Raw genomic sequence first — 23,801 nt, forward strand, 5'->3', positions numbered from 1 at the left:
TCTACGCGAGTTTCAAAGCAGCAACTATCGGCGCGTGGTCCGACAATTTTGCCCACAGGGTGCCATGCATCACTTGCGCCCCTTCCACCTGGAAACCGCGCACATAGATGCGGTCCAGGCGGAACCACGGCAAGGCGGCGGGAAAGGTGCGCGCCGGCACGGGAATCGGCGTTTTCGTCTGGCGCCGCGCCAGGGTGCGCACGAGGTCGCCCAGGGCCGAGTTCGATGCGCGCTGGTCGAACACTTCCACCACGCCCAGCGCATTGCGCAGCTTGTCGCTGAGCGTGTTGCGCCAGTCGTTGAAGTCGCCGGCAATGATGACGGGCTCGCCATTGGGCGCCGACTCCATGACGGCGTCGATCAGCGCCTGCGTCTGCCGGCCCCGTCCCGATTCGAACAGGCCCAGGTGGACCACGTAGCAATGCACATCGGCGTGCGGCGTGTTGAGCACGCAATGCAGGATGCCGCGTTGCTCGTAAGCATGATCTGAGACGTCGTGGTTGGTTTGCGAGGCGATGGGGAACTTGCTGAGCAAGGCATTGCCGTGGTGGCCATGGTCATACACGGCGTTCATGCCGTAGGCCGTGTGGTGCTCGGGGCCGGCAAAGAATTCATGCTGCGATGCTTCCGGCCAATGCTTGTGGCCATTGTTCTCGGCGCCGAAGCGGGCCGCATTGCGGTCATGCTTGCCCTGCACTTCTTGCAAAAAAACAACATCTGCATGGAACAGCGCAATCGCCTGCTTCAATGCATGGACCCTGGGCAAGCCCCGCACGGAGGAAACGCCCTTGTGTATATTATAAGTTGCTACGCGGATTTTCATGCATCGATTCTACTCCCAGACAGGCCCCGCGCGGCGCCAGCGTAGGTGCGCGTGCGCACCTACACGGGCAGAATCATCGTGCCGGACGCGATCAGGCCAGCATGCGGCCCACGCCTGCCGTCACGCTCACCAGCAAGGCCGTGATGCCGGCGGCCCAGACCACCTTGACAAGCAAGGGTGCGCCGCGCCAGGCCACCGTGCGCTTGCCCTTGGCGAACGCGCCCGGGTGCAGCAGCCAGCCGATCGCCATCAGCGGCATGCCGATCGGCGGCGTGCGGCCGGGCACGGTGGAGGTGAAGAGCGCCAGGATAAAGCACAGGCACAGGATGATGCCCACGGTGCCCAGCAGTTTTTGCTGTGCGGTCAAATGAATCCAGTTCAACATGAAATACTTTCTAGAAAGGTCAGGTAAGGCGTCGTGCCAGGCCCGTCATGGCCGGCAATTGCAGGATCGCTTCCGCGTTGGAGGACGAGAAACAGCGGTCGGCCGCCGCCAGGTACGGCAGCCACGCATATTGCAAGTGTTCGCGCGGGCTCAGGGTGATGGCGATGTCGCGTGGCACTTGCACGCTGAACACGTGCTCCGTGTTGCGCGTCACGCCGGGCGCATAGCGGTGGCGCCAGATCGGGTAGATCTCGTACACATTCGACAGGTTCCAGTCGCGCAGCACGATGCCTTCGCCATCGGCAACGATGCCGGTTTCCTCGCACAGTTCGCGCGCGGCCGTCTGCAGCAGCGGCTCGTCGACGGCGTCGAGCGAACCGGTCACCGACTGCCAGAAGCCGGGCTGGCCCGCGCGCTCGATCAGCAACACGTCCAGATCGGCCGTATGAATGACGACCAGCACGGAAACGGGAATTTTATGGGTCATATCAACAATGAAAAAGGCGCCTTGAAAGCGCCTCTTTTTGCATAGCTTATCAAACAGCGACCGCCGCAGCGGCCGCATGCCTCATTACACTACCTTGGGCTCGGCGCTGCGCAAACGGATGTGCAGTTCGCGCAGTTGCTTCTCGTCTACTTCCGACGGCGCATGGGTCAGCAAATCTTGCGCGCGCTGGGTTTTCGGGAAAGCGATCACGTCGCGGATCGATTCGGAACCGGTCATCATGGTCACGATACGATCCAAGCCGAATGCCAGGCCGCCATGCGGCGGCGCGCCGTATTGCAGGGCGTCGAGCAGGAAGCCGAACTTCAGCTGCGCTTCTTCGGCATCGATCTTCAATGCACGGAAGACCTTGCTCTGGACTTCTTCGCGGTGGATACGGATCGAACCGCCACCCAGTTCCCAGCCGTTCAAGACCATGTCGTAGGCCTTGGCGATGCAGGCGCCCGGATTGGTTTCCAGCATGTCTTCATGGCCATCTTTCGGCGCCGTGAATGGATGGTGGGTTGCCGTCCAGCGGTCCGCTTCTTCGTCGTGTTCGAACATCGGGAAGTCGACCACCCACAATGGCTTCCACACGTCGTCGAACAGGCCGGCTTTCTTGCCGAATTCGCTATGGCCGATTTTCACGCGCAGCGCGCCGATGGCGTCGTTGACGACTTTCGCCTTGTCGGCGCCGAAGAAGATCAGGTCGCCGTCTTGTGCATTCGTCAGTTCAATGATCTGCGCCAATGCCGCATCGTGCAGGTTCTTCACGATCGGCGATTGCAGGCCGTCGCGGCCCTTGGCTTTTTCATTGACCTTGATGTAGGCCAGGCCCTTGGCGCCATAAATGGCAACGAATTGCGTGTATGCATCGATTTCCGAGCGTGGCATGGCGCCGCCGCCTGGAATCAGCAAGCCCACCACGCGGCCCTTCGGCATGTTGGCAGCGCCCGAGAAGACCTTGAAGTCCACGTCTTTCATGACGTCGGTCAAGTCCGTGAAGGCCAGCTTGACGCGCATGTCCGGCTTGTCGGAACCATACAGGCCCATCGCTTCGGCGAAGTCCATCACCGGGAACGGGTTCGGCAGGTCGATATCGAGGGTGTTCTTGAAGACGACGCGTATCATGTCTTCGAACAGGTCGCGGATTTCCTGTTCCGTCAGGAACGAGGTTTCGCAGTCGATCTGCGTGAATTCCGGCTGGCGGTCAGCGCGCAAGTCTTCATCGCGGAAGCACTTGGTGATCTGGTAGTAACGGTCGAAGTTGGCGACCATCAACAGTTGCTTGAACAACTGTGGCGATTGCGGCAAGGCGAAGAAGCTGCCGGCGTTCACGCGCGACGGCACCAGGTAATCGCGCGCGCCTTCTGGCGTCGACTTGGTCAGCATCGGCGTTTCGATGTCGATGAAGCCCAGCGCGTCGAGGTACTTGCGCACTTCCATCGTGACCTTGTAGCGCAGGCGCAGGTTGTTCTGCATTTGCGGGCGGCGCAGGTCCAGCACGCGGTGCGTCAGGCGCGTCGTTTCCGACAGGTTGTCGTCGTCGAGCTGGAATGGCACGGGCACGGAAGGGTTCAGCACTTCCAGTTCCGAGCAAACCACTTCGATCTTGCCCGATTTCAGGTTGTTGTTGATGGTGCCGTCGATACGGTTCGTCACCACGCCCGTCACGCGCAGGCAGAATTCGTTGCGCACGGCTTCGGCGACCTTGAACATCTCCGCTTGTTCCGGGTTGCAAACGATTTGCACCAAGCCTTCACGGTCGCGCAAATCGATGAAAATCAGGCTGCCGTGGTCGCGGCGGCGATGTACCCAGCCGCACAGGCTGACGGTTTGTCCCAGCATGGCTTCAGTAACGAGGCCGCAATATTCAGTACGCATAGACATAAAATTCTCAGTTCAGGTTAGTGAGTGTTCAATCCGGCCACGTCCCCCGTGGGACGCCTGCCTTTATTCTTTGGCTACCGGGGCCGTTACAGCGACAACTTCCGCAGGCGCCACCACGCCCATCGAGACGATGTACTTGAGCGCCGCATCGACGCTCATGTCCAGCTCGACCACATCGCTGCGCTTCATCATCAGGAAGAAGCCCGATGTCGGGTTCGGCGTCGTCGGCACATACACGCTGACGTAATCGCCCACCAGGTGGTTCGCCGCATCGCCGCCCGGCACGCCGGTCAGGAAGGCGATGGTCCAGGAATTCTGGTGCGGATATGGCACCAGCACTGCCTTGCGGAAAGCATTGCCCGACGAGGAAAACAAGGTATCCGATACCTGCTTGACGCTCGAATACAGGGAATTAACGATGGGTATGCGCTGCAGCAACTTTTCCCACAGTTTCACCACGTAATTGCCGACCAGGTTATTCGTCAACAAGCCTGTCAGGAAGACGATGACTATCGTCAGTATCGTGCCCAGGCCAGGAATGTCAAAGCCAAACAGCGAGGTCGGGCGGAAACGCGCCGGTACCAGCAGCAGGGACTGGTCCAGGGTGCCGATCACCAAATTGAGTACCCAGACGGTAATGGCCAGCGGTACTAAAATCAGCAATCCGGTAATGAAGTATTTACGCATCGGTTTCTCGGTAATGGAATGGTTCGGCGCAACGCGCTTGTCAGTCCGCTTTCGGCGCCGCCGCGGCAGGCGCGGGCGCCGGGGCAGCGGCGGCAGGCGCGCTCTCGGCAGCAGGAGCCGGCTTGGCGTTATCGGCCGGGCCCGTCGGAATGGCCGTCGTCGGTGCCGTGCCGCCGCGGAAATCGGTCGCGTACCAGCCAGTGCCCTTCAATTGGAAACCGGCGGCCGTCAATTGCTTCTTGAAACTGGGCTTGCCGCACGACAGGCACACCGTCAGTACTGGATCGGAGATCTTTTGCAAGACATCCTTGGCAAAACCACACTCGTCACAACGGTAAGCGTAAATCGGCATCTCTACTCCGAGAAAATCATCAAAAACCCTGAATTATAAAGCTTTTCCGCCAGTCTCTACGGAAATCGCCCGGCCGCTTGCCCTGCCAGGCTCAGTCCGCCCGGCGGCGCCAGCTCATCCAGCGCTCCTTGCCGGCGAAGACAGCGATGGAATCGCCGACGGCTTCATCGGCCAGGCAGTCGAAATGTGGCGCCAGCAAGGCGTTTAATTGCTCACGTGACATACCAAATGGCGGCCCCTTGGCATTATCGTCAAAGAAAAAGTAGCCGGCCAACATCGCGCCCGGTGCCAGCAGCTGCGCCCAGCGGGCCGCCACCTGCGGCCACATGGCGCGTGGCATGGCGCACAGGAACGCCCGTTCATAAATCAGGTCCAGCGGCGCGTCTGGCTGCCAGGCAAAGAAATCGGCTTCCACCACCCGCCCCGCCCGTTCGCCAAGCTGGACGCGCGCGGCGGCCACGGCCGCTGGCGAAAAGTCGATGGCCGTGGCGTCCCAGCCCGCGTCGAGCATGAAGGCCAGTTCGTAGGCGGAACCGCAGCCGGGTATCAGACAGCGCAACGGCGCCGGACTGCCCAGCACGAAGCTGCGCAGGCGCGCGGGTACGCCGCCCTGGTCCCAGGGCGTGAATTGTTTCTCGAAACGCTCGTCCCAGAAGGCGGGCGACAGCGGGTCGCGGGTATGGAAGTCAGCCATCACTTACGTCCTGATCCTGTTAAAACGGCAGTTGATGCCAGCGCATATACACTTGCAAGCCCAGCGCGCCGAGCGCGAAGGCGCCGACGAAATACACGATAAAGCTCAGCAGGCGGTTCGTCTGGCGTTGTTCTGCCAACAAGGTTTTCATCAGTTCCACGTCGTTTTCGCGCGGCTCGCCATGCACCGTCAAGGCCTGGTGCAGCAAACGCGGCAGTTGCGGGAAGATGTGCGCATAGCGGGGCGCCTCGGCGCGCAGGCGCTCCATGAAACCTTGCGGCCCCACCTGATTGCTCATCCATTTTTCCAGGTAGGGCTTGGCCGTTTGCCACAAGTCCAGTTCCGGGTCCAGCTGGCGTCCCAGGCCTTCGATATTGAGCAGGGTCTTTTGCAGCAGCACCAGCTGCGGCTGCACTTCCACATTGAAGCGGCGCGAGGTCTGGAACAGACGCAGCAGAACTTGCCCAAAGGAAATATCCTTCAGCGGGCGGTCGAAGATCGGTTCGCAGCAGGCGCGCACGGCCGCTTCCAGCTCGTCGACGCGCGTGTCTTTCGGCGCCCAGCCCGATTCGATATGCGCCTCGGCCACGCGCTTGTAGTCGCGGCGGAAGAAGGCGAGGAAGTTTTGCGACAGGTAATCCTTGTCGTAATCATTCAAGGTGCCGACGATGCCGAAATCCAGCGCGATATAGCGGCCGAACGAGTCGGGCGCGATGGAGACGAGAATATTACCCGGATGCATGTCCGCGTGGAAAAAGCCGTCGCGGAACACTTGCGTGAAGAAAATTTCCACGCCATCGCTGGACAGTTTGCGCAAGTCCACGCCGGCCGCCACCAGGCGGTCGATCTGCGACACGGGGATGCCGTACATGCGCTCCATCACGATGACGCTGCTGGAACAATAGTCCCAGTGCATTTCCGGCACCAGCAGCAAGTCCGAATTGGCGAAGTTGCGGCGCAGCTGGCTGGCATTGGCCGCCTCGCGCATCAGGTCCAGCTCGTCATGCAGGTATTTGTCGAATTCGCCCACCACTTCGCGCGGCTTCAAACGCTTGCTGTCGGCCCACAGGCGGCTGATCCAGCCGGCCGCGATATGCATCAGCGCCACGTCTTCGTCGATCAGCTTTTTCATGCCTGGACGCAAGACCTTCACGGCCACTTCGCGGCCATCTTTCAAGGTGGCAAAGTGCACCTGGGCAATCGAGGCGGACGCCACCGGTTCGCGCTCGAAGCGGGCAAACAGCTGGTCCGGATGGGCGCCCAGGGACTTGGTGATCTGCGCGATGGCCAGGTCGGAATCGAAGGGCGGCACGCGATCCTGCAAACGCGCCAGTTCCTCGGCGATGTCGGGCGGCATCAGGTCGCGCCGCGTCGACAGCACCTGGCCGAATTTCACGAAGATGGGCCCCAGTTCTTCCAGCGCCAGGCGCAGGCGCAGGCCGCGTGGCGACGACAGGTCGCGCCAGAAAATCAGGGTGTCGATCAGCTTGGCAGTGCGCGGAACTTGCAGACCAGAAATTGCTATCTCATCTAGACCGTACTTGATGGAAACACGGATGATCTTAAACAGGCGCAGGAATTTCAATATCATGTAGACACATCCGGTGAAGAGGACTGCGGCTGGAGGGCGGCGGCCGCCTTTTCCAGCCGGGCGAGGCGCTTGGCCAGGCGTTCGACGTCATCGCGCACGCGCGTCACGCCAGCCGAGTATTCCAGCAAGGTAACGGGACGGATCAGCATGGGCTGTTCGTCCAGAAAGTATTCCGCCACGTTTTCCGCCAGCTTTTGCTGGCCCGTGCGCACGAAGGCAAGGGCATCCCTGGCGCCGGAGACCACGCGCGTGGCCAGGATGGGGCCGAACAGCTTTTCCAGGTCGTGCTCCGCTTCCCAGCGCAAGCCCTTGCTCAATTGCGAAATCGCATTGGCAAACTCGGCGTCGCCTTCGATTTTCACGTACGAAAACGCCCGTTCGCGGTTTTGCAGGATCAGCGGCACGTCGGACAGTTTGACGCGGATGGTGACATTGGCAGACACGTCCGCCGGCGCCGCTTCCAGCATGCCGGCGCTGTCGACGCGCATGCGCAGGGCCACGGCGCCCGTATCGATACAGGCCAGCTTGCCGGCGTGCACCGCCAGTTGCTGGCGCGCCCACGGCTCCTGCGCCAGCAGGTGATTGATGCTCGCGATAACGGGAGTCATCAAGGTAAGGTCGGGAATCGGTGCCATCATATGCTTGCGCGCCGCGCGCGCCCTTAAAAAGAAAAAACCGCCCGTACAACAACGCGGGCGGCTTCGATCTTACCAGTTCAGCAGAAAATATCCCTCAAGCACCATGAATTAGCCATGGGCTTAAGCTGCTATTCAGGAAATAATTATCATTAACCCAATTGTTGAATGCCTGCCAAGACCCAGCCGCTATTGCCGCTGACGGGTTTCGACATATTCCACACTTCCGCGAACGGCTCCGCCGCGGCATCGGGCGCCGAACGGATCAGGCCCGTGAACTTCACGCTGGCCAGGTAATCGGTGACGCTCGTCTCGATGCCAAGCAATTCGGCGTCGATGCTGACGACGTCCGTGAAATCGGCTTGCGCACCGCGCTCCTGGATCTGCATGCGCAGCTCAGCGTACACTTCCGGCGACGTGAATTCGCGGATGTCGTTGACGTCCGCCTTGTCCCAGGCCGCTTGCAGGCGAATGAAATTGCTCTTCGCGTGACGCAGGAAGGCATCCTTGTCGAAATCGGCAGGCACGCCCCAGGGCGCGGCCACGGGCGCGACCTTGTCCAGGCCAACGCCGGACGAGACCGGTTGCAGCGGCGGCAGCGGTGGGATGCGCGAGCCGATATCGGGCGTGTTGCCCGCTGGCGCAGGCTGGTTGCCGCCAAAACCGGCGAACGGCGCATGGCCACCCGCATTGTTTTCGCGCTTGCCGCGCACCATGCGGTAGATGAAGAACGCCGCACCGGCCAACAGGGCCACCATCAGCAAGGTGCTGATCATGCTGGCCAGGGCGCCGCCCAGGCCGAAGTGCGACAGCAAGGCGCCCAGGCCCAGGCCCAGCAGTGCACCGCCCAGCAAGCCTTTCCAGCGGCTGGGTGCCTTGGCGGCAGGTGCGGGCGCCGGCGCGGGGGCCGGTTGCGCCTGGCGTGGCGCGGCGGCCGGTGCGGGGGCTGGTGCCGGCGCGGGAGCCTGGCGGCCCACGTTCTGCGACTGGCGGCCAAACGAACGGCCACCGCCCATCGGACGGGCCAGCGCCTCGCCCAGCATGGATACCGTGGTCGCGGCCAGCATCATGCCAACCATAAATTTCTTCAATTTCATTCCATCTCCTAAATTCACCGGCAACACGCGAGTGACCTCGTTGTCTTACATCTTGATGCCGGTATGCAAAGCGGCTATGCCCGCCGTCAAATTGTAGTACTGCACGCGCTCCAGGCCCGCCGTTTCCATCATGGTCTTCAAGGTTTCCTGGTCCGGATGCATGCGGATCGATTCGGCCAGGTAACGATAGCTTTCCGCGTCACCGGCGATTTTCTGTCCGAACCACGGCAAGACCGAGAACGAATACAGGTCATACGGCTTTTGCAGCGGTGCCGCCACCTTGGAAAACTCCAGCACCAGCAGCTTGCCGCCCGGTTTCAGCACGCGGCGCATTTCCGCCAGCGCCACATCCTTGTGCGTCATGTTGCGCAGGCCAAAGGCCACGCTGACACGGTCAAAATAGTTGTCGGGGAATGGCAGTTTTTCCGCGTCACACAACAAGGTGGGGGTGAGCAAGCCGCGATTCAAGAGGCGGTCGCGGCCCACGCGCAGCATCGATTCATTGATATCGGTCAACCAGACTTCGCCGGTGGGACCCGCCTGCTTGGCGAACGCCTTCGACAGGTCGCCCGTGCCGCCGGCGATGTCGAGCACCTTGAAGCCAGGGCGCACGCCCGCGTTGGCAATCGTAAACGTCTTCCACAGACGGTGCAGCCCGCCCGACATCAAGTCGTTCATCACGTCGTATTTGGCAGCGACGGAATGGAACACCTTGGCGACTTCGCGCACTTTGTCGTCTTCTGCAACTGTTTTGTATCCGAAATGGGTCGTATTGGTCATGGTAGGCAGTCTGTTTGAACTTGCGTGCATTATACAAGCGGCAGGCGCATTTCCCCGTGACGCCGGAGAAGGTATTGCCTTTCGACCGCATTCGAGGCCAGCATTGCCGCCCGGGCATACGCCGCCAGCGCCCCCGCGCGGTCGCCCTGGCGGCGCAGCAGGTCGGCCCTGGCCGCGTGCAGGTAGTGCGACTGGGCCAGGCTGGGCACGGCTTCCAGGCGCGCCAGCCATGCCAGCCCATGTTCGGCGCCATGCGCCATGGCGCAGGCGATCACGGCATTAAGCAAGACCAACGGTTCCGGCTTGTGCCGCAGCAAGGCGCCGTACAGGGCACTGATCTGGCGCCAGTCCGTCTGCCCGGCCGTGGCGGCCTTGGCATGCAGGGCGGCAATGGCCGCGTGCAACTGGTACGCCCCCGGCGCCCGGGCCGGCAAGGCTTGCTCCAGCAGCGCAAGCCCTTCGGCGATCAAGTCACCGTGCCACAGGCGGCGATCCTGCTCTTCCAGGGTCAGCAGATAGCCTGCGGGCGACAGCCGCGCCGCGCCGCGCGACGCCTGCAGCAGCATCAGGGCCAGCAAGCCCTGCACTTCCGGCTCGCCGGGCAGCAAGGTATCGAGCAGCCGTCCCAGCCGCAGCGCTTCCGCGCACAGGTCCGGGCGCAGCAAGGCGTCGCCGCCGCTGGCGCAATAGCCTTCGCTGAACACCAAGTAAATCACGTGCATGACTTGCGCCAGCCGCGGCGGCCAGTCCGGCGCCGGCGGCAACTCGAACGGGATGGCCGCCTCGGCGATCTTGCGCTTGGCGCGCAGCAGGCGCTGCGACAGGGCCGCTTCGGCCAGGCCAAAGGCGCGCGCGATCTCGCCCGTGGACAGGCCGCACAGGGTGCGCAGGGCCAGCGCCACCTGCGCCTCGGGCGCCAGCGCCGGATGGCAGCAGATGAACAGCAGGCGCAAACGGTCATCCTCGATGGCTTGCGCTTCCTCCGCCTGGGCTGCCGACAGGCTGGACAGCACGGCGTCGGCATCGATGACGCCCTTGCCCGCGCGGCGCACGTGATCGAGGGCCGCGTGGCGCGCCACCGACGTCAGCCAGGCCGCCGGATTATCGGGCACGCCCGCCTGCGGCCACAGTTCCAGCGCCTTGCGGCACGCTTCCTGCAACACATCTTCCGCCAGGCCCAGGTCGCCGAAGCGCCGCATCAGGCCGGCCAGCACCTTGCCCCGCTCCTGGCGAAAGACGTGTTCGACGGCCGAGGTGGCGTCGCCGCCCATGCTCACGCCGTGACGGGCCGCACTTCGATGGTACCCAGGGATGCTACCGGGCAACGCCCGGCCCAGACCAGCGCCTCGTCCAGATTGGCACAGGCCAGCAGGTAGTAGCCGCCCAGCTGCTCCTTGGTTTCCGCGAACGGCCCGTCCGTGACGACAGGTTTGCCATTGCGCACCCGCACGCTGGTGGCGCTGCCCACGGGCGCCAGCTCGCCGCCGCCGCGCAGCACGCCGGCCGCCTCCAGTGCCTGCGTGTAACCTGCAAACTCGGCCATCAGGCTGGCCATCTGCCCTTCCTCCATCGCTTCATAACGCGCCTCGTCGGCGTAGATCAGGATCATGTATTCCATAGTCTCTTCTCCAAAAGAAAAATGCCCGCAAGCGCGGGCATCCATACGACGAACGGGGCGGCGGCAATCCGACAAGATTACCGCATTATTTTTTTAGCTTAATGTTTATGCCCGCAGCTCGGTCCGTGGACATGGCCGGAAGATTGCTTGACCGTCATGTCCGCCTTGGCGTCGCGGCCGCTGTCGCCGGGGTAGCCGGCCGCCGTCAGGCGGTCCAGGTAATCCTGCCACAGCTTTGGCTGTTCCACGCCCAGCTTGTACAGATAGGCCCAGGTGTACAGGCCGGAATTGTGGCCATCGCTGAAGGTCGGTTGCACGGCGTAGTTGCCAACCGGCTCCAGGCCGGTGATGCCGACCAGGCGTTTTCCTAACTGCAAGGTTTCCTGGCCCTTGCCATGGCCCTGCACTTCGGCCGACGGCGAATACACGCGCAGGTATTCGAACGGCAGCGCGAATTCGCTGCCATCGTCGAAAGCCACGTCGAGCACGCGCGACTGGTTGTGCACGGTCAAGCCGGTCGGTTGGGGTGTTGCTACTTTTTCAGTCATGACAATACTTTATGCGGATAAACGTTGAATGATGGCATCGCGCAAGGCCGGCAACAGGGCGCGGCGCGCGGTCAGCACCTCGGGCGCCGTCTCGCGCTGCACCACGGCCCAGCTCGGGCTGGGGAAATGCGCATCGTCGCGGTAGCGGGGAATCACGTGCCAGTGCACGTGCGGCGTCATGTTGCCGAAACTGGCCACATTGACCTTTTCCGGCTGCATCACTTCACGCACGGCCAGCTCGACTTGCCACACGACTTCCATGACATAGTTGCGCTCGCCCGGCGTCAAATCCGTCATTTCCTTCACATGCCTGTTCCAGATCACGCGGCAAAAGCCGGGATAGGCAGGATCGTCGACGGCCACCACGGACAGGCGTTCGCTGCGCCACAGCAGGGTCTCCAGACCCTGCTTGTTGGCGTAGCCGTCCAGCAGGCTGCACAGATCGCAGGTCACACCAGCACCCGTTCGATGCCGCCGTCATTGGCGCGTTTCACGTAATCCGGCATCCAGTTCTCTCCCAGCAAGTGTTTGGCGATCTCGACGACGATGTAATCGGCCGTCGTGCCCGAATCATCATTGTAGCGCGACAAGCCTTGCAGGCACGACGGGCAGCTGGTGAGGATTTTCACGTCACCCGTGAAGCCATCGCCGCGTAGCTTGTCGGCGCCCTTGACCATCTCTTCTTCCTTGCGGAAACGCACTTGCGTGGAAATGTCCGGGCGCGTGACGGCCAGCGAACCCGATTCACCGCAGCAACGATCGTTCTTCTCGATCTTCACGTTGTCCACCGTGCTGATCAGGGAATTGATGGTCTTGCCCGATTCCTGCAGCTTCATCGGATTGTGGCAAGGCTCGTGGTACATATAGCGCGTGCCGTTGACGCCTTCCAGCTTGACGTTTTTCTCCAGCAAATACTCATGGATATCCATGATGCGGCAGCCGGGGAAAATCTTTTCAAACTGATACGTGGCCAGCTGGTCGTAGCAGGTGCCGCACGACACGAGCACCGTCTTGATATCCAGGTAATTGAGCGTGTTGGCCATGCGGTGGAACAGGACGCGGTTGTCCGTCATCATCTTCTCGGCCTTGTCGAACTCGCCCGCGCCACGCTGCGGATAACCGCAGCACAGGTAGCCAGGCGGCAAGACCGTCTGCACGCCCACTTCCCACAGCATCGCCTGCGTGGCCAGGCCCACTTGCGAGAACAAACGCTCCGAACCGCAACCGGGGAAGTAGAACACGGCTTCCGTATCGGCCGTGGTCGTCTTCGGATTGCGGATGATCGGGATGACTTTATCGTCTTCGATGTCGAGCAGCGCGCGCGCCGATTTCTTCGGCAGGTTGCCCGGCATCTTTTTATTGATGAAATGGATCACCTGCGCCTTGACGGGCGGCTTGCCCGTCGATGGCGGCGGTGCCTTGGTTTGCTTCTTGGCAAATTTCTTCAACAAATCGTGGCCCAGGCGCTGCGCCTTGTAGCCCCAGCCGATCATGACCTTGCGCGTGGCATTGATGGTCACGGGATCGGTGGCGTTGAGGAACATCATCGTGGCCTTGGTACCAGGATTAAAGCTCTTCTTGTCCATCTTGCGCAGCAAGTTGCGCATGTTCATCGACACGTCGCCGAAGTCGATATTGACCGGGCAAGGCGTGACGCACTTGTGGCATACCGTGCAATGGTCCGCCACGTCCTCGAATTCCTCCCAATGCTTGATGGAAATACCGCGGCGCGTCTGCTCTTCGTACAGGAACGCTTCGATCAGGGACGACGTCGCCAGGATCTTGTCGCGTGGCGAGTACAGCAAGTTGGCGCGTGGCACGTGCGTCGAGCACACGGGCTTGCACTTGCCGCAGCGCAAGCAATCCTTGACGCTGTCGGCGATGGCGCCGATATCGCTTTGCTGCATGATCAGCGATTCATGGCCCATCAGGCCGAACGATGGCGTGTAGGCATTGCGCAAGTCGGCGCCCATGCCTGGCAGGTTCAGCAATTTACCCTTGTTGAAACGGCCTTCCGGATCGATGCGCTGCTTGTAGCTGCGGAACTCGCCGATTTCCTCTTCCGTCAGGAATTCCAGCTTGGTGATGCCGATACCATGCTCACCGGAAATGACGCCGTTGAGCGAGCGGGCCAGGATCATGATGCGGCCCACGGCTTCGTGGGCGTCCTGCAGCATTTCGTAATTGTCCGAGTTGACGGGCAAGTTCGTGTGCACGTTGCCATCGCCCGCATGCATGTGCAGCGCGACAAACACGCGCGAACGCAGGATGCGCGCGTGGATGGCGGTGGCCTCGTCGAGGATCAGCTTGAACGCGGCGCCGTTGAAGATCTGGCGCAGCTGGGCACGGATTTCCTGCTTCCAGGTAATGCGCACGGTGCGGTCCTGCACCACGTCGAACAGGGTGGCGGCCGGCTGCGTTTCCAGGCGCGCATCGAAGACGGGCAGCAAGCGCTCCATGCCCAGCTCGGCCAGTTCGCCCTTCACGTCGGCCAGCGGACGGTCCAGCTGTGCCAGCAGATAGGTCCAGCGTGCCGTGACTTGCGCCAGCAACTGCTGCGCCTGCTCAGCACGGTCGCCCAGCATTTCCGCATCGTCGACACGGTCGTCGGACGCGTCGTCGCTCTTGCCAACAGGCAAATTACCCTTGCCAAAGAATTCGCTCAAGGCCTCTGCCAGCTGCAGCTTGTTCTTGATCGACAGCTCGATATTGATGCGTTCGATGCCATCCGTGTATTCGCCCATGCGGTTGAGCGGGATCACCACGTCTTCATTGATTTTAAAGGCGTTGGTATGCTTGGCAATGGCGGCCGTGCGGGCACGATCGAGCCAGAATTTCTTGCGCGCCTCGGGGCTGACGGCCACAAAGCCTTCGCCCACGCGCGTGTTGGCGATGCGCACCACTTCCGACGCCGCCTGGGCGACGGCGTTTTCATCGTCGCCGACGATGTCGCCGAACAGGGCCATCTTCGGCAGCACGCCCCGTTTCGACTTGGTGGCGTAGCCGACGGCGCGCAGGTAGCGCTCGTCCAGATGCTCGAGACCCGCCAGGCGGATGGTCGTGTATTGCTCGCCCTTGGCCGGCAAGCCATCGAGGTAATCCTTGATTTCCACGATCGACGGGATCGCATCGCGCGCCTGGCCGAAGAATTCCAGGCAGACGGTGCGGGCGAATTTCGGCATCTTGTGCAGGATCCAGCGCGCCGACGTGATGAGACCGTCGCAGCCTTCCTTCTGGATGCCCGGCAAGCCGGCGAGGAACTTGTCCGTCACGTCCTTGCCCAGGCCTTCCTTGCGGAACTTGCGGCCAGGAATTTCCAGGATTTCCGTCTTGAACGGTGCGTTCGGCTTGGTGGCCTCGCGCGTGCTCGGGTGGCGCCATTCCAACTGGAAACGTGCCAGCGCGATATCATGGATCTTGCCCAGGTTATGGTCGAGGCGCGTGACGTCGAGCCAGTCGCCGTTCGGGTCGACCATGCGCCACGACGCCAGGTTGTCGAGCGCCGTGCCCCACAGCACGGCTTTCTTGCCGCCCGCATTCATGGCGACGTTGCCGCCGATGCAGGAAGCGTGGGCCGAGGTAGGGTCGACGGCAAACACGAAACCGGCCTTTTCCGCCGCTTCCGACACCTTGTTCGTGATCACGCCGGCGCCCGAATTAATGGTCGCGTATTCGTGCGTGAGGCCGGGCAAGACCGTCATTTCCACGGCACCCAGGGTGATCAGCTTTTCCGTGTTGATGACGGCCGACATCGGTGTCAGGGGAATCGCGCCGCCCGTGTAGCCGGTGCCGCCGCCGCGCGGGATGATGGTCAGTCCCAGCTCGATACAGCCCTTCACCAGGCCGGCCATTTCCTCTTCCGTATCGGGCGTGAGCACGACGAACGGGTATTCCACGCGCCAGTCGGTGGCATCGGTCACGTGCGACACGCGCGTCATGCCGTCGAAGCGCACGTTGTGCTTTTCCGTGTAGCGGCCCAGTACCTTGACCGTGCGCTTGCGCAAGTCGTAGGTCTTGCGGAATTCGTCGCCAAAGTCGGCCACGGCCTTGCTGGCCGCCTTCAGCAGCAGCTCCACATTGGCACTGCGCGCCTTGGCGACTTCCGGCGCTTCGCCACTGGCCGCGACGTCGCCGCCGGCCGCATCGATGCCCAGGCGGCGCTTGTCGACCTCCGCCAGGCGATGATGCAAGGCATCGATCAAACCCTGGCGGCGCTTCGGATTGTCGAGCAAGTCATCCTGCAGGTAGGGATTGCGGCGCACGACCCAGATGTCGCCCAGCACCTCGTACAGCATGCGGGCCGAACGGCCAGTCTGGCGGGCGCCGCGCAGCTCGTCGAGCAGGCGCCAGGAATCCTCTCCCAACAGGCGTATGACGATCTCGCGATCGGAAAACGACGTGTAGTTATACGGGATTTCGCGCAGGCGGCTTGCTGCGGGACCATTGGGCGTTTCTGCCAGTAAAGCTTGGATATGTGCGGGAGCGTTCATGGAGTGTGGTGACGATGTGGACTGGACCCTAAAGACCCATTTTATCTTATTGCGCCGCACCATGCGGGAACAGCCTTATGCCGCCCAAGGTTTAAGCAGGGTCGGCGCAACCATAGCAAATATGGCCAAGCCACAATTTCTATGAATAAAAAATCAGCCTCCTTGCCTTTTCCGCGCAAAAATGCCAAGAATCGGACTCGGCCACAAACTATCAAACTGCCCAAAAACAGGGCAAACAGGCGTTGCAATGCACACGATACGGCATCGCCATCACGCCAGCATTTGCCCGATCCGGTGCCAGACGCCATCGGGCACGTACAGCAGCAAGCCCGTCATCGTCAGGTAACGCGCGCACTTGCCGACGGCCATGTACGCCACGCTGGGCCAGAACGGCAGCTTGAGCCAGCCTGCCAGCGTGCACAGCGGGTCGCCCACGAGGGGCAGCCAGGCCAGCAGCATGGTCTTGGCGCCATAGCGGGCCAGCCAGCGGAACCAGCGCGTGTCGCGCTCCTTGGCGAACGCCTGCTTGGCCCGGTAGCCCATCCAGTAATCGACGATACCGCCCAGCGTGTTGCCCAGGGTGGCGACGGCAATGGCGGCCCAGAACAGGGAAGGATTGGCCTTGATGACGGCAAAGACGGCCGGCTCTGAGCCGAGCGGCAACAAGGTGGCGGAAATAAAGCTGATCAGAAAGACCGAGGTCAGCCCGACTTCCGGCGCTGCAATCAGTTGCAGCAACCAGGCGATTGCGGATTCGATCATTGAACACTTCGCGATGCGGTAAGGCTCTCCATTATAATGAAGAGCAGCTTGGGCGCCGCACAAACCGCGCCTGCCGGCAAGGGCGCACCCGCCCCGCGTTCTACACAGCATGATTGTTGCCTGGTTATCCGCCGCGGCACAGCCGATATCGACCACCACGCTCCAGCAAGAGACTGTCACAGTAGAGACGCATCGACCTACTGTGGTAGGCTCATCGTCCCTGGCCCAGAATCACTCGCTTGCAGACTATGAACATCGACTACCTCAAGAAAATCCTGACCGCCCGCGTCTATGACGTTGCCTCCGAAACGCCGCTGGAACTGGCCCCTGCCCTGTCGCAGCGCCTGAACAACCAGATTTACTTCAAGCGCGAAGACATGCAAAGCGTGTTCAGCTTCAAGATTCGTGGCGCCTACAACAAGATGTCCAAGCTCAGCGAAGCGGAACGCAAGCGCGGCGTGATTTGCGCCTCGGCCGGCAACCATGCCCAGGGCGTGGCCCTGTCGGCCGCGCGCATGGGTTGCCGCGCCGTCATCGTCATGCCGACCACCACGCCGCTGGTGAAAGTCGAGGCCGTCAAAGGACGGGGCGGCGTGAACGTGGAAGTGGTGCTGCACGGCGAATCCTATACGGATGCCTACAACCACGCGCTGACCCTGGAAAAAGAACAGAAGCTGACCTTCGTGCACCCGTTCGACGATCCGGACGTGATCGCCGGCCAGGGCACGATCGGCATGGAAATCCTGCGCCAGCACGCCGGCCCCATCCACGCCATCTTCGCCCCCATCGGCGGCGGCGGCCTGATTGCCGGCATTGCCGCGTATGTAAAACAGATCCGTCCCGACATCAAGATCATCGGCGTGCAAAGCGTCGATTCGAACGCCATGGCCCGTTCGCTGAAGGCCGGCGAGCGCGTCACCCTGAACGACGTGGGCCTGTTTGCCGACGGCACGGCCGTGCGCCTGGCCGGCGAGGAAACCTTCCGCCTGGTGCAGGCCTATGTCGATGAAATCATCACGGTCGACACGGACGCCATCTGCGCCGCCATCAAGGATGTGTTTACGGATACGCGCTCGATCCTCGAACCGTCGGGCGCGCTGGCCGTGGCCGGCGCCAAGGCGTACGTGGAGCGGGCCAGCCTGTCGAAGCACCCGGTCAACCATGAAACCCTGATCACCATCGCCAGCGGCGCGAACATGAATTTCGACCGCCTGCGCTTTGTCGCGGAACGGGCGGAGCTGGGCGAATTCCGCGAAGCCGTGTTTGCCGTCACCATGCGCGAACAGCGGGGCAGTTTCAAGCGCTTCTGCTCGCTCATCGGCGCGCGCAACGTGACGGAATTTAACTACCGCATCAGCGACGAGAAGGAAGCGCACGTGTTTGTCGGCATCCAGATTGCCGACCGACATGAATCCGGCGTGCTGGCGAAGAAATTCGAAGAGCACGAATTCAAGACCCTGGACCTGACGCATGACGAGCTGGCCAAGTCGCATATCCGCCACCTGGTCGGCGGCAAGAGCCGGCTGGCGCAGGATGAGCTGCTGTACCGCTTCGAGTTCCCCGAGCGCCCCGGCGCACTCATGCGCTTCCTCGACAGCATGGCGCCGAACTGGAATATTTCCCTGTGTCATTACCGCAGCCAGGGCGGCGACGTGGGGCGCATCCTGATCGGCCTGCAAGTGCCGCCCGATGAAATGGGCGAATTTGCCCGTTTCCTCGATACCCTCGGCTACCGTTACTGGGATGAGAGCAGCAATCCCGTCTACAAACTGTTTTTAGGATAGATGGCGAATCGCCCCGGTATTTGCACCGGGGTGAAATAGGCTACCATGCGTGCTTGACTGAACTACGCCACACGACCATGACCACCACCAACGACCTCGCCGAACAATCGCCCCTGGGCAAAAGCTCCGCCTACCGCACCGATTACGCGCCGGAATTGCTGTTTCCCATTCCGCGCCAGGGCAAGCGCGACGAGCTGGCATTGCACGGCACGCTGCCATTCTTCGGCCTCGATATCTGGAATGCCTACGAACTGTCGTGGCTGAACCAGCGCGGCAAGCCGCAAGTGGCCATTGCCAAGGTCAGTGCGCCGGCCGATTCGCCCAACATCATCGAATCGAAGTCGTTCAAGCTGTACCTGAACTCGTTCAACCAGACCCGGCTCGAGAATCCGCAAGCGCTATTGACCCTGCTCAAGCAGGATCTGTCCAAAGGCTTTGGCGCCCCCGTGCAAGTGGAACTGACCTTGCAGGAAGATTTCGGCAAGCTGAAGATGGGCGAGTTCGACGGCGTGCTGCTGGACCGCCTGGACCTGGAAATCACGCAATACACGCCGTCGCCGCAGTTGCTGAAGGCGGCCCTGGACGAAGCGCCCGTGGAAGAAAAACTCGTCTCGCACCTGTTGAAATCGAATTGCCTGGTGACGGGCCAGCCGGACTGGGGCAGCGTGCAGATCGAGTACGCGGGACCGCAGATCGACCAGGAAAGCCTGCTGCGCTACCTGATCGGTTTCCGTGAACACAATGAATTTCACGAGCAATGCGTGGAGCGCATCTTTGTCGACATCTTGCGCCAGTGCAAGCCACAGAAACTGTCCGTGTACGCGCGCTATACGCGTCGTGGCGGACTCGACATTAATCCGTGGCGCAGCAACTACAGCACGGGCACCGTGCCGGGCAACCTGCGCAACGCGCGCCAGTAGCCTCACCCGTCCGCGCACAAACAATGCCGCAGGGAATACACGCTGTGTTTTAAAACAACGTTGCGGTCATACCCTGAGGCATCATAAAAGCGCTGAAAAGTCGGAAAATCGGCATTCAGCGACGGAAAAACCGGCGCGCCCCGTGTTTTTAATCAGGAAATAGCCGATACACCCCGATGTTATTTTTTTGCTAAAATGAGGGTGACATGGGCCGTAGCGCCCACTGCGCCCGCAGCGGGCGTATACTGTTGAGAATTGGCGTTACAGGCCGCGGAAACAGGCCTATAATTCGGCTCGCAAGCCCTCTGCGCATTGCACCATTTCATTGAGTGTCATGACTAATCTTAGCAAAATACTATCTCTCGAAAATGTCCTGTTGGATCTGGAAGTGTCCAGCAAAAAGCGCGCTTTCGAGCAAGCCGGCCTGATCTTCGAAAACAATTACGGCATCGCCCGCTCTACCGTCTCGGACAATCTGTTTGCCCGTGAACGCCTGGGTTCGACTGGCCTCGGTCATGGCGTGGCCGTGCCGCATGGCCGCATCAAGGGCATGAAGACGCTGAAAGCGCCACTGGGCGCCTTCGTGCGCCTGGCCGAGCCGATTCCGTTCGAGTCGCCCGATGGCAAGCCCGTCAATCTGCTGTTTTTCCTGCTGATTCCCGATCATGTCACCCAGCAACATCTGGAAATCCTGTCGGAAATCGCCGAAATGTTTTCCGACGACGCCTTCCGCACGGCCCTGGCCACGGATCCGGAACCGAAATCCGTGCATTCGCGCATCGTCAATTGGCAACCTAGTCTTCAAGCGGCGGGTTAAACTTCAGGTATTCCTCCACTCCTGAAGAAGACTGCCATGTTGCAAACGCCGCTGACGATACAACGCCTGTACGACGACAATCGTGAAAGTCTGCAACTGGGCTGGTTCGCCGGCTTCCCCGGCGGCGAACGCCTGATCTCGGGCGACGTCTCGTCGGCCGCCGACCAGGTGGGCCACTTGAACCTGATCCATCCGGGCCGCATCCAGGTCTTCGGCCACCAGGAAATCAATTACTACCAGCGCCTGAAGGTCAATACGCGCACCCACGTGATTGGCGAGCTGATCGCCGGCGGGCCGCCCGCGCTGATCATCGCGCAAGGACTGGAAACGCCACCCGACATCCTCGCCATCTGCGACGAGCAAAACATTCCCCTGTTCTCGACCCCGCTGCCGGCCGCGCAGGTGATCGACTTCCTGCGCGTCTACCTGTCGAAGAAGTTGGCGCAGCGCATCATCATGCATGGCGTGTTCATGGACGTGCTGGGCGTCGGCGTGCTGATCACGGGCGACTCGGGCCTGGGCAAGAGCGAACTGGGCCTGGAACTGATCTCGCGCAGCCATGGCCTGGTGGCCGACGACGCCGTCGAGTTCTCGCGCATCGCGCCGAACATGATCGAAGGCCGCTGCCCGCCCCTGCTGCAAAACCTGCTGGAAGTGCGGGGCCTGGGTTTGCTCGACATCAAGGCCATCTTTGGCGAAACGGCCGTGCGCCGCAAGATGCGCCTGAAACTGATCGTGCACCTCGTGCGCCGCAACGCGCTGGAAGAGGAAGTCGAGCGCCTGCCATTCCTGTTTCCCACGGAAGACGTGCTGGGCTTGCCCGTGCGTAAGGTCGTCATCCCCGTCGCCGCCGGCCGCAACATCGCCGTGCTGCTGGAAGCGGCCGTGCGCAATACCATCTTGCAACTGCGCGGCATCGACACCTTGCAGGAGTTCATGGAGCGGCAACGACTCGCCATGAGTGGCGATTAATGTTGCCAAGGAGTCCGCCCTTGCAAGGGCGAACCGTGACGCAGGCACGCAGCCATGCTGCGTCAGTTCCCTGCTGCACCAACGACTCGCCATGAGTGGCGATTAATGTTGCCAAGGAGTTCGCCCTGGCAAGGGCGAACCGTGACGCAGGCACGCAGCCATGCTGCGTCAGTTCCCTGCTGCACCAGCGACGCGCCATGAGTGGCGATGACTGCTGGAGGCAGACCCGTCGACAATAATTAAATGTAACCAATACTAAGACCCCAAATGCAATAATTTGTAAAGATAATTGCCTTCGAGGCAGAGGGCCGATCTTTATTGTATGATCGGCGTATGCATATTGTCCTTATTACCGGAATATCCGGCTCCGGCAAATCCGTGGCACTCAATGTGCTGGAAGATACCGGCTACTATTGTGTCGACAACCTGCCGCCGGCGCTGCTACCCAGCCTGGTGCAAACCCTGCTCGATGAAGGCGCGCCGCAACTGGCCGTGGCCGTCGATGCGCGCAGCGCCGAGTCGCTGACCAGCCTGCCGCACAATGTGGCGCTGCTGCGCGACCAGGGGCATGACGTGAAGGTCATGTTCCTGACAGCCACCACGCACTCGCTGGTGGCGCGCTTCTCGGAAACGCGGCGCAGCCATCCGCTGTCGCATGAACTGCGTCCGAACCAGAACCCGGCCAGCCGCCGCACCCTGATCGAATGCATCTCGGAAGAGCGCGAACGCCTGTCGGCCATCGAACAGCTGGGCCATGTGATCGACACCTCGGAACTGAGTGCCAACAAGCTGCGCGCCTGGATCAAGGATATCGTCGCCTCCGAACGGGCGCCGCTGACCCTGTTCTTCGAATCGTTCGCCTTCAAGCTGGGCGTGCCGCTCGATGCCGATTTCGTCTTCGACGTGCGGGCCCTGCCGAATCCCTATTACGACCTGGCCTTGCGCCCGCTCGACGGCCGCGACGCGCCCGTGATCGCCTTCCTCGATGCGCAACCGAGCGCACTCGAGCTGCTGGCCGACATACGCACCTTCATCGAGAAATGGCTGCCATCATTCAAATCCGACAACCGCAGCTACCTGACCGTGGCGCTCGGCTGCACGGGCGGCCAGCACCGCTCCGTGTACATGGCGGAACGGCTGGCGCAGTATTTCAGCCCGAATGAACGCGTCGTCCTGCGCCACCGCGAACGTAGCTAGAACTAGAACGCCAGGCGACCGCGCGTCGCTTGTATGTGGCCCTGTTAATTCAGATGGCAAAGCGGATGCGCTTGCGCCGGCCAGACCGGTGCAAAGAAGCGCGCCACCATGGCCGCATCGACCTCGTCCAGGCTGGCCGGCTGCCAGCGCGGTGCATTGTCCTTGTCGACCACCAGCGCGCGCACGCCTTCGAGCACCTCGCCATGCGCAAAATTGTGGCGCACCTGCGTGCGCTCCATGCGCAGGCAATCGGCCACGCCCAGGTGTGCGCCGCGCTGCAGTAATTCCAGGGTGACCGACATCATCAGCGGCGAGCGCAAACGCATTGCCGCCAGCGCCTTGGCCGCGAACGCACTGTCATCCTGCGCCAGCGATGCCATGATGGCCGCCACGGAAGCGGCACTGAAATGGCGGTCCAGCGCCGTGCGCGCGGCCGCCAGCACAGAGACGCCAGCCTGCGCCTGGAATGGCGCCGCCAGGGCCTTGATGGCCACCGGCAAGCCTTCACCGGGCGTCGACTCGAACAGGGCCGCCAGCGCCTCCATGGCCGTCTCCGGCAGATACACATCGGCCAGCCCTGTATACAGCGCATCGGCCGCGCCGATGGTCAGGCCCGTCAAGCCCAGGTACAGACCCAGCTGGCCAGGCAGGCGCGACAGGAAATAGCTGCCGCCCACATCGGGGAACAGGCCAATATTGACTTCTGGCATGGCCATGCGCGTGCGGCCCGTCACGATGCGCAAGCGGTTGCCGGGGCCGGCCTGCGCCACGCCCATGCCGCCGCCCATCACCACGCCATCCATCACGGCGATATACGGTTTCGGATAGAAATGGATTAAATGATTTAAAGCATATTCTTCTGTAAAGAAATCTTCCAGCAATGCACTGCCACCCTGCGGCGTGGCCCGGCCCGCATCGTAAAAGAAGCGGATGTCGCCGCCGGCGCACAGGGCTTTTTCGCTGCTCGAGCGTATCACCACGGCGTCCACCTGCGGATCGTCGCGCCAGGCCAGCAAGGCGGCACTCATGGTGCGCACCATCTCCAGCGACAGGGAATTCAAGGCTTTCGGGCGGTCGAGCACGATGTGCGCGGTGCGGTTGCGGATGGAGGTGTGGACGAAGTCGCTCATGGCAGGCAGGCAAGAAGTGAAAGTGCCAACATTCTAGCGCCTGCAGGAGCAACCTTGCGTTCGGCCAGGCGATCCGTGCGCAAGGGTGACGGGCGCAAAAAAGGGCGCAAGATGTGCGCCCTTAGTTGATCACAACTGCGAGAAG

Annotated in this window: 23 protein-coding genes; 5 read left to right on the forward strand and 18 right to left on the reverse strand. The window is 61.8% G+C overall.

Going from position 1 to position 23,801, the window contains the following annotated elements; translation table 11 throughout:
* Window position 1: 1 nt before the first annotated feature.
* The 17 genes from YQ44_RS24385 to YQ44_RS24465 form a co-directional block, all read right to left on the reverse strand.
* A complete protein-coding gene (locus tag YQ44_RS24385) occupies window positions 2–823 on the reverse strand; it encodes an endonuclease/exonuclease/phosphatase family protein (protein ID WP_071325587.1) in 822 nt (273 codons plus the stop codon).
* A gap of 91 nt (window positions 824–914) precedes the next feature.
* Window positions 915–1,208 carry a hypothetical protein gene (locus tag YQ44_RS24390; protein WP_071325588.1) on the reverse strand — a complete coding sequence of 98 codons (294 nt, stop codon included), beginning with the start codon at window positions 1,206–1,208 and terminating at the stop codon, window positions 915–917.
* A 19-nt stretch (window positions 1,209–1,227) separates the two neighbouring features.
* Entirely contained in the window at window positions 1,228–1,695 is a 468-nt protein-coding gene (gene nudB / locus YQ44_RS24395) for a dihydroneopterin triphosphate diphosphatase (protein WP_071326739.1), read from the reverse strand.
* Between the two features lie 84 nt (window positions 1,696–1,779).
* Window positions 1,780–3,582 carry an aspartate--tRNA ligase gene (aspS, locus tag YQ44_RS24400; protein WP_198043815.1) on the reverse strand — a complete coding sequence of 601 codons (1,803 nt, stop codon included), beginning with the start codon at window positions 3,580–3,582 and terminating at the stop codon, window positions 1,780–1,782.
* Window positions 3,583–3,645: 63 nt separating this feature from the next.
* A complete protein-coding gene (locus tag YQ44_RS24405) occupies window positions 3,646–4,269 on the reverse strand; it encodes a DUF502 domain-containing protein (RefSeq protein WP_071325590.1) in 624 nt (207 codons plus the stop codon).
* Between the two features lie 40 nt (window positions 4,270–4,309).
* Window positions 4,310–4,621, reverse strand: coding sequence for an FmdB family zinc ribbon protein (locus YQ44_RS24410; RefSeq protein ID WP_071325591.1), 312 nt, complete (start codon window positions 4,619–4,621; stop codon window positions 4,310–4,312).
* Window positions 4,622–4,712: 91 nt separating this feature from the next.
* A complete protein-coding gene (locus tag YQ44_RS24415; RefSeq protein WP_071325592.1) occupies window positions 4,713–5,315 on the reverse strand; it encodes a methyltransferase in 603 nt (200 codons plus the stop codon).
* A gap of 19 nt (window positions 5,316–5,334) precedes the next feature.
* Window positions 5,335–6,906, reverse strand: a complete 1,572-nt coding sequence (gene ubiB / locus YQ44_RS24420; protein ID WP_071325593.1) for a ubiquinone biosynthesis regulatory protein kinase UbiB — start codon at window positions 6,904–6,906, stop codon at window positions 5,335–5,337.
* Window positions 6,903–7,514 carry a ubiquinone biosynthesis accessory factor UbiJ gene (locus tag YQ44_RS24425; protein WP_232251327.1) on the reverse strand — a complete coding sequence of 204 codons (612 nt, stop codon included), beginning with the start codon at window positions 7,512–7,514 and terminating at the stop codon, window positions 6,903–6,905. The genes ubiB and YQ44_RS24425 overlap by 4 nt, the downstream gene beginning before the upstream one ends.
* A 179-nt stretch (window positions 7,515–7,693) precedes the next feature.
* A complete protein-coding gene (locus YQ44_RS24430; RefSeq protein ID WP_071325595.1) occupies window positions 7,694–8,638 on the reverse strand; it encodes a Tim44 domain-containing protein in 945 nt (314 codons plus the stop codon).
* A 45-nt stretch (window positions 8,639–8,683) separates the two neighbouring features.
* Entirely contained in the window at window positions 8,684–9,418 is a 735-nt protein-coding gene (gene ubiE / locus YQ44_RS24435) for a bifunctional demethylmenaquinone methyltransferase/2-methoxy-6-polyprenyl-1,4-benzoquinol methylase UbiE (RefSeq protein ID WP_034753359.1), read from the reverse strand.
* Between the two features lie 29 nt (window positions 9,419–9,447).
* The gene (locus YQ44_RS24440) at window positions 9,448–10,689 is read right to left on the reverse strand and encodes an RNA polymerase sigma factor (RefSeq protein WP_156894972.1); all 1,242 of its coding nucleotides are present in this window, start codon (window positions 10,687–10,689) and stop codon (window positions 9,448–9,450) included.
* 2 nt (window positions 10,690–10,691) lie between these two features.
* Window positions 10,692–11,036 carry a YciI family protein gene (locus YQ44_RS24445; RefSeq protein ID WP_071325597.1) on the reverse strand — a complete coding sequence of 115 codons (345 nt, stop codon included), beginning with the start codon at window positions 11,034–11,036 and terminating at the stop codon, window positions 10,692–10,694.
* A gap of 98 nt (window positions 11,037–11,134) precedes the next feature.
* On the reverse strand, window positions 11,135–11,584 hold the full coding sequence (locus YQ44_RS24450; protein WP_071325598.1) for a gamma-butyrobetaine hydroxylase-like domain-containing protein: 450 nt from the start codon (window positions 11,582–11,584) through the stop codon (window positions 11,135–11,137).
* Window positions 11,585–11,593: 9 nt separating this feature from the next.
* A complete protein-coding gene (locus tag YQ44_RS24455) occupies window positions 11,594–12,037 on the reverse strand; it encodes an HIT family protein (RefSeq protein WP_083412030.1) in 444 nt (147 codons plus the stop codon).
* Window positions 12,034–16,074 carry a DUF3683 domain-containing protein gene (locus tag YQ44_RS24460; RefSeq protein WP_071325599.1) on the reverse strand — a complete coding sequence of 1,347 codons (4,041 nt, stop codon included), beginning with the start codon at window positions 16,072–16,074 and terminating at the stop codon, window positions 12,034–12,036. Before YQ44_RS24460 ends, YQ44_RS24455 begins: the two co-directional genes overlap by 4 nt.
* 270 nt (window positions 16,075–16,344) lie before the next feature.
* Window positions 16,345–16,836 (reverse strand): YqaA family protein, encoded by a 492-nt coding sequence (locus YQ44_RS24465; protein ID WP_071325600.1) that lies wholly within the window; start codon window positions 16,834–16,836, stop codon window positions 16,345–16,347.
* Between the two features lie 248 nt (window positions 16,837–17,084).
* On the opposite strand from YQ44_RS24465, the gene ilvA reads away from it, so the two are divergent.
* The 5 genes from ilvA (at window position 17,085) to rapZ (ending at window position 22,526) form a co-directional block, all read left to right on the forward strand.
* Window positions 17,085–18,620 carry a threonine ammonia-lyase, biosynthetic gene (ilvA, locus tag YQ44_RS24470; RefSeq protein ID WP_071325601.1) on the forward strand — a complete coding sequence of 512 codons (1,536 nt, stop codon included), beginning with the start codon at window positions 17,085–17,087 and terminating at the stop codon, window positions 18,618–18,620.
* A 77-nt stretch (window positions 18,621–18,697) separates the two neighbouring features.
* Window positions 18,698–19,540: an NADPH-dependent 7-cyano-7-deazaguanine reductase QueF gene (gene queF, locus YQ44_RS24475; RefSeq protein ID WP_071325602.1), complete on the forward strand. Its 843-nt coding sequence runs from the start codon at window positions 18,698–18,700 to the stop codon at window positions 19,538–19,540.
* Between the two features lie 334 nt (window positions 19,541–19,874).
* Entirely contained in the window at window positions 19,875–20,357 is a 483-nt protein-coding gene (locus YQ44_RS24480; RefSeq protein ID WP_071325603.1) for a PTS sugar transporter subunit IIA, read from the forward strand.
* A gap of 36 nt (window positions 20,358–20,393) precedes the next feature.
* Window positions 20,394–21,329: an HPr(Ser) kinase/phosphatase gene (hprK, locus tag YQ44_RS24485; protein WP_034753337.1), complete on the forward strand. Its 936-nt coding sequence runs from the start codon at window positions 20,394–20,396 to the stop codon at window positions 21,327–21,329.
* A 333-nt stretch (window positions 21,330–21,662) separates the two neighbouring features.
* Window positions 21,663–22,526, forward strand: coding sequence for an RNase adapter RapZ (rapZ, locus tag YQ44_RS24490; RefSeq protein ID WP_071325604.1), 864 nt, complete (start codon window positions 21,663–21,665; stop codon window positions 22,524–22,526).
* 44 nt (window positions 22,527–22,570) lie between these two features.
* Here the strand turns inward: rapZ and YQ44_RS24495 are convergent, their stop codons facing one another.
* Window positions 22,571–23,656, reverse strand: coding sequence for an enoyl-CoA hydratase/isomerase family protein (locus YQ44_RS24495; RefSeq protein WP_071325605.1), 1,086 nt, complete (start codon window positions 23,654–23,656; stop codon window positions 22,571–22,573).
* Between the last annotated feature and the right edge of the window lie 145 nt (window positions 23,657–23,801).

The sequence above is a fragment of the Janthinobacterium sp. 1_2014MBL_MicDiv genome (assembly GCF_001865675.1).
Taxonomy (GTDB): domain Bacteria; phylum Pseudomonadota; class Gammaproteobacteria; order Burkholderiales; family Burkholderiaceae_D; genus Janthinobacterium.

Excerpts from the sequence above, each read along its gene's own strand:
- YQ44_RS24385 (WP_071325587.1), bottom strand. The coding sequence starts at position 823 with ATGAAAATCCGCGTAGCAACTTATAATATACACAAGGGCGTTTCCTCC.
- YQ44_RS24390 (WP_071325588.1), bottom strand. The coding sequence starts at position 1,208 with ATGTTGAACTGGATTCATTTGACCGCACAGCAAAAACTGCTGGGCACC.
- nudB (WP_071326739.1), bottom strand. The coding sequence starts at position 1,695 with ATGACCCATAAAATTCCCGTTTCCGTGCTGGTCGTCATTCATACGGCC.
- aspS (WP_198043815.1), bottom strand. The coding sequence starts at position 3,582 with ATGTCTATGCGTACTGAATATTGCGGCCTCGTTACTGAAGCCATGCTG.
- YQ44_RS24405 (WP_071325590.1), bottom strand. The coding sequence starts at position 4,269 with ATGCGTAAATACTTCATTACCGGATTGCTGATTTTAGTACCGCTGGCC.
- YQ44_RS24410 (WP_071325591.1), bottom strand. The coding sequence starts at position 4,621 with ATGCCGATTTACGCTTACCGTTGTGACGAGTGTGGTTTTGCCAAGGAT.
- YQ44_RS24415 (WP_071325592.1), bottom strand. The coding sequence starts at position 5,315 with ATGGCTGACTTCCATACCCGCGACCCGCTGTCGCCCGCCTTCTGGGAC.
- ubiB (WP_071325593.1), bottom strand. The coding sequence starts at position 6,906 with ATGATATTGAAATTCCTGCGCCTGTTTAAGATCATCCGTGTTTCCATC.
- YQ44_RS24425 (WP_232251327.1), bottom strand. The coding sequence starts at position 7,514 with ATGACTCCCGTTATCGCGAGCATCAATCACCTGCTGGCGCAGGAGCCG.
- YQ44_RS24430 (WP_071325595.1), bottom strand. The coding sequence starts at position 8,638 with ATGAAATTGAAGAAATTTATGGTTGGCATGATGCTGGCCGCGACCACG.
- ubiE (WP_034753359.1), bottom strand. The coding sequence starts at position 9,418 with ATGACCAATACGACCCATTTCGGATACAAAACAGTTGCAGAAGACGAC.
- YQ44_RS24440 (WP_156894972.1), bottom strand. The coding sequence starts at position 10,689 with ATGGGCGGCGACGCCACCTCGGCCGTCGAACACGTCTTTCGCCAGGAG.
- YQ44_RS24445 (WP_071325597.1), bottom strand. The coding sequence starts at position 11,036 with ATGGAATACATGATCCTGATCTACGCCGACGAGGCGCGTTATGAAGCG.
- YQ44_RS24450 (WP_071325598.1), bottom strand. The coding sequence starts at position 11,584 with ATGACTGAAAAAGTAGCAACACCCCAACCGACCGGCTTGACCGTGCAC.
- YQ44_RS24460 (WP_071325599.1), bottom strand. The coding sequence starts at position 16,074 with ATGAACGCTCCCGCACATATCCAAGCTTTACTGGCAGAAACGCCCAAT.
- YQ44_RS24465 (WP_071325600.1), bottom strand. The coding sequence starts at position 16,836 with ATGATCGAATCCGCAATCGCCTGGTTGCTGCAACTGATTGCAGCGCCG.
- ilvA (WP_071325601.1), top strand. The coding sequence starts at position 17,085 with ATGAACATCGACTACCTCAAGAAAATCCTGACCGCCCGCGTCTATGAC.
- queF (WP_071325602.1), top strand. The coding sequence starts at position 18,698 with ATGACCACCACCAACGACCTCGCCGAACAATCGCCCCTGGGCAAAAGC.
- YQ44_RS24480 (WP_071325603.1), top strand. The coding sequence starts at position 19,875 with ATGACTAATCTTAGCAAAATACTATCTCTCGAAAATGTCCTGTTGGAT.
- hprK (WP_034753337.1), top strand. The coding sequence starts at position 20,394 with ATGTTGCAAACGCCGCTGACGATACAACGCCTGTACGACGACAATCGT.
- rapZ (WP_071325604.1), top strand. The coding sequence starts at position 21,663 with ATGCATATTGTCCTTATTACCGGAATATCCGGCTCCGGCAAATCCGTG.
- YQ44_RS24495 (WP_071325605.1), bottom strand. The coding sequence starts at position 23,656 with ATGAGCGACTTCGTCCACACCTCCATCCGCAACCGCACCGCGCACATC.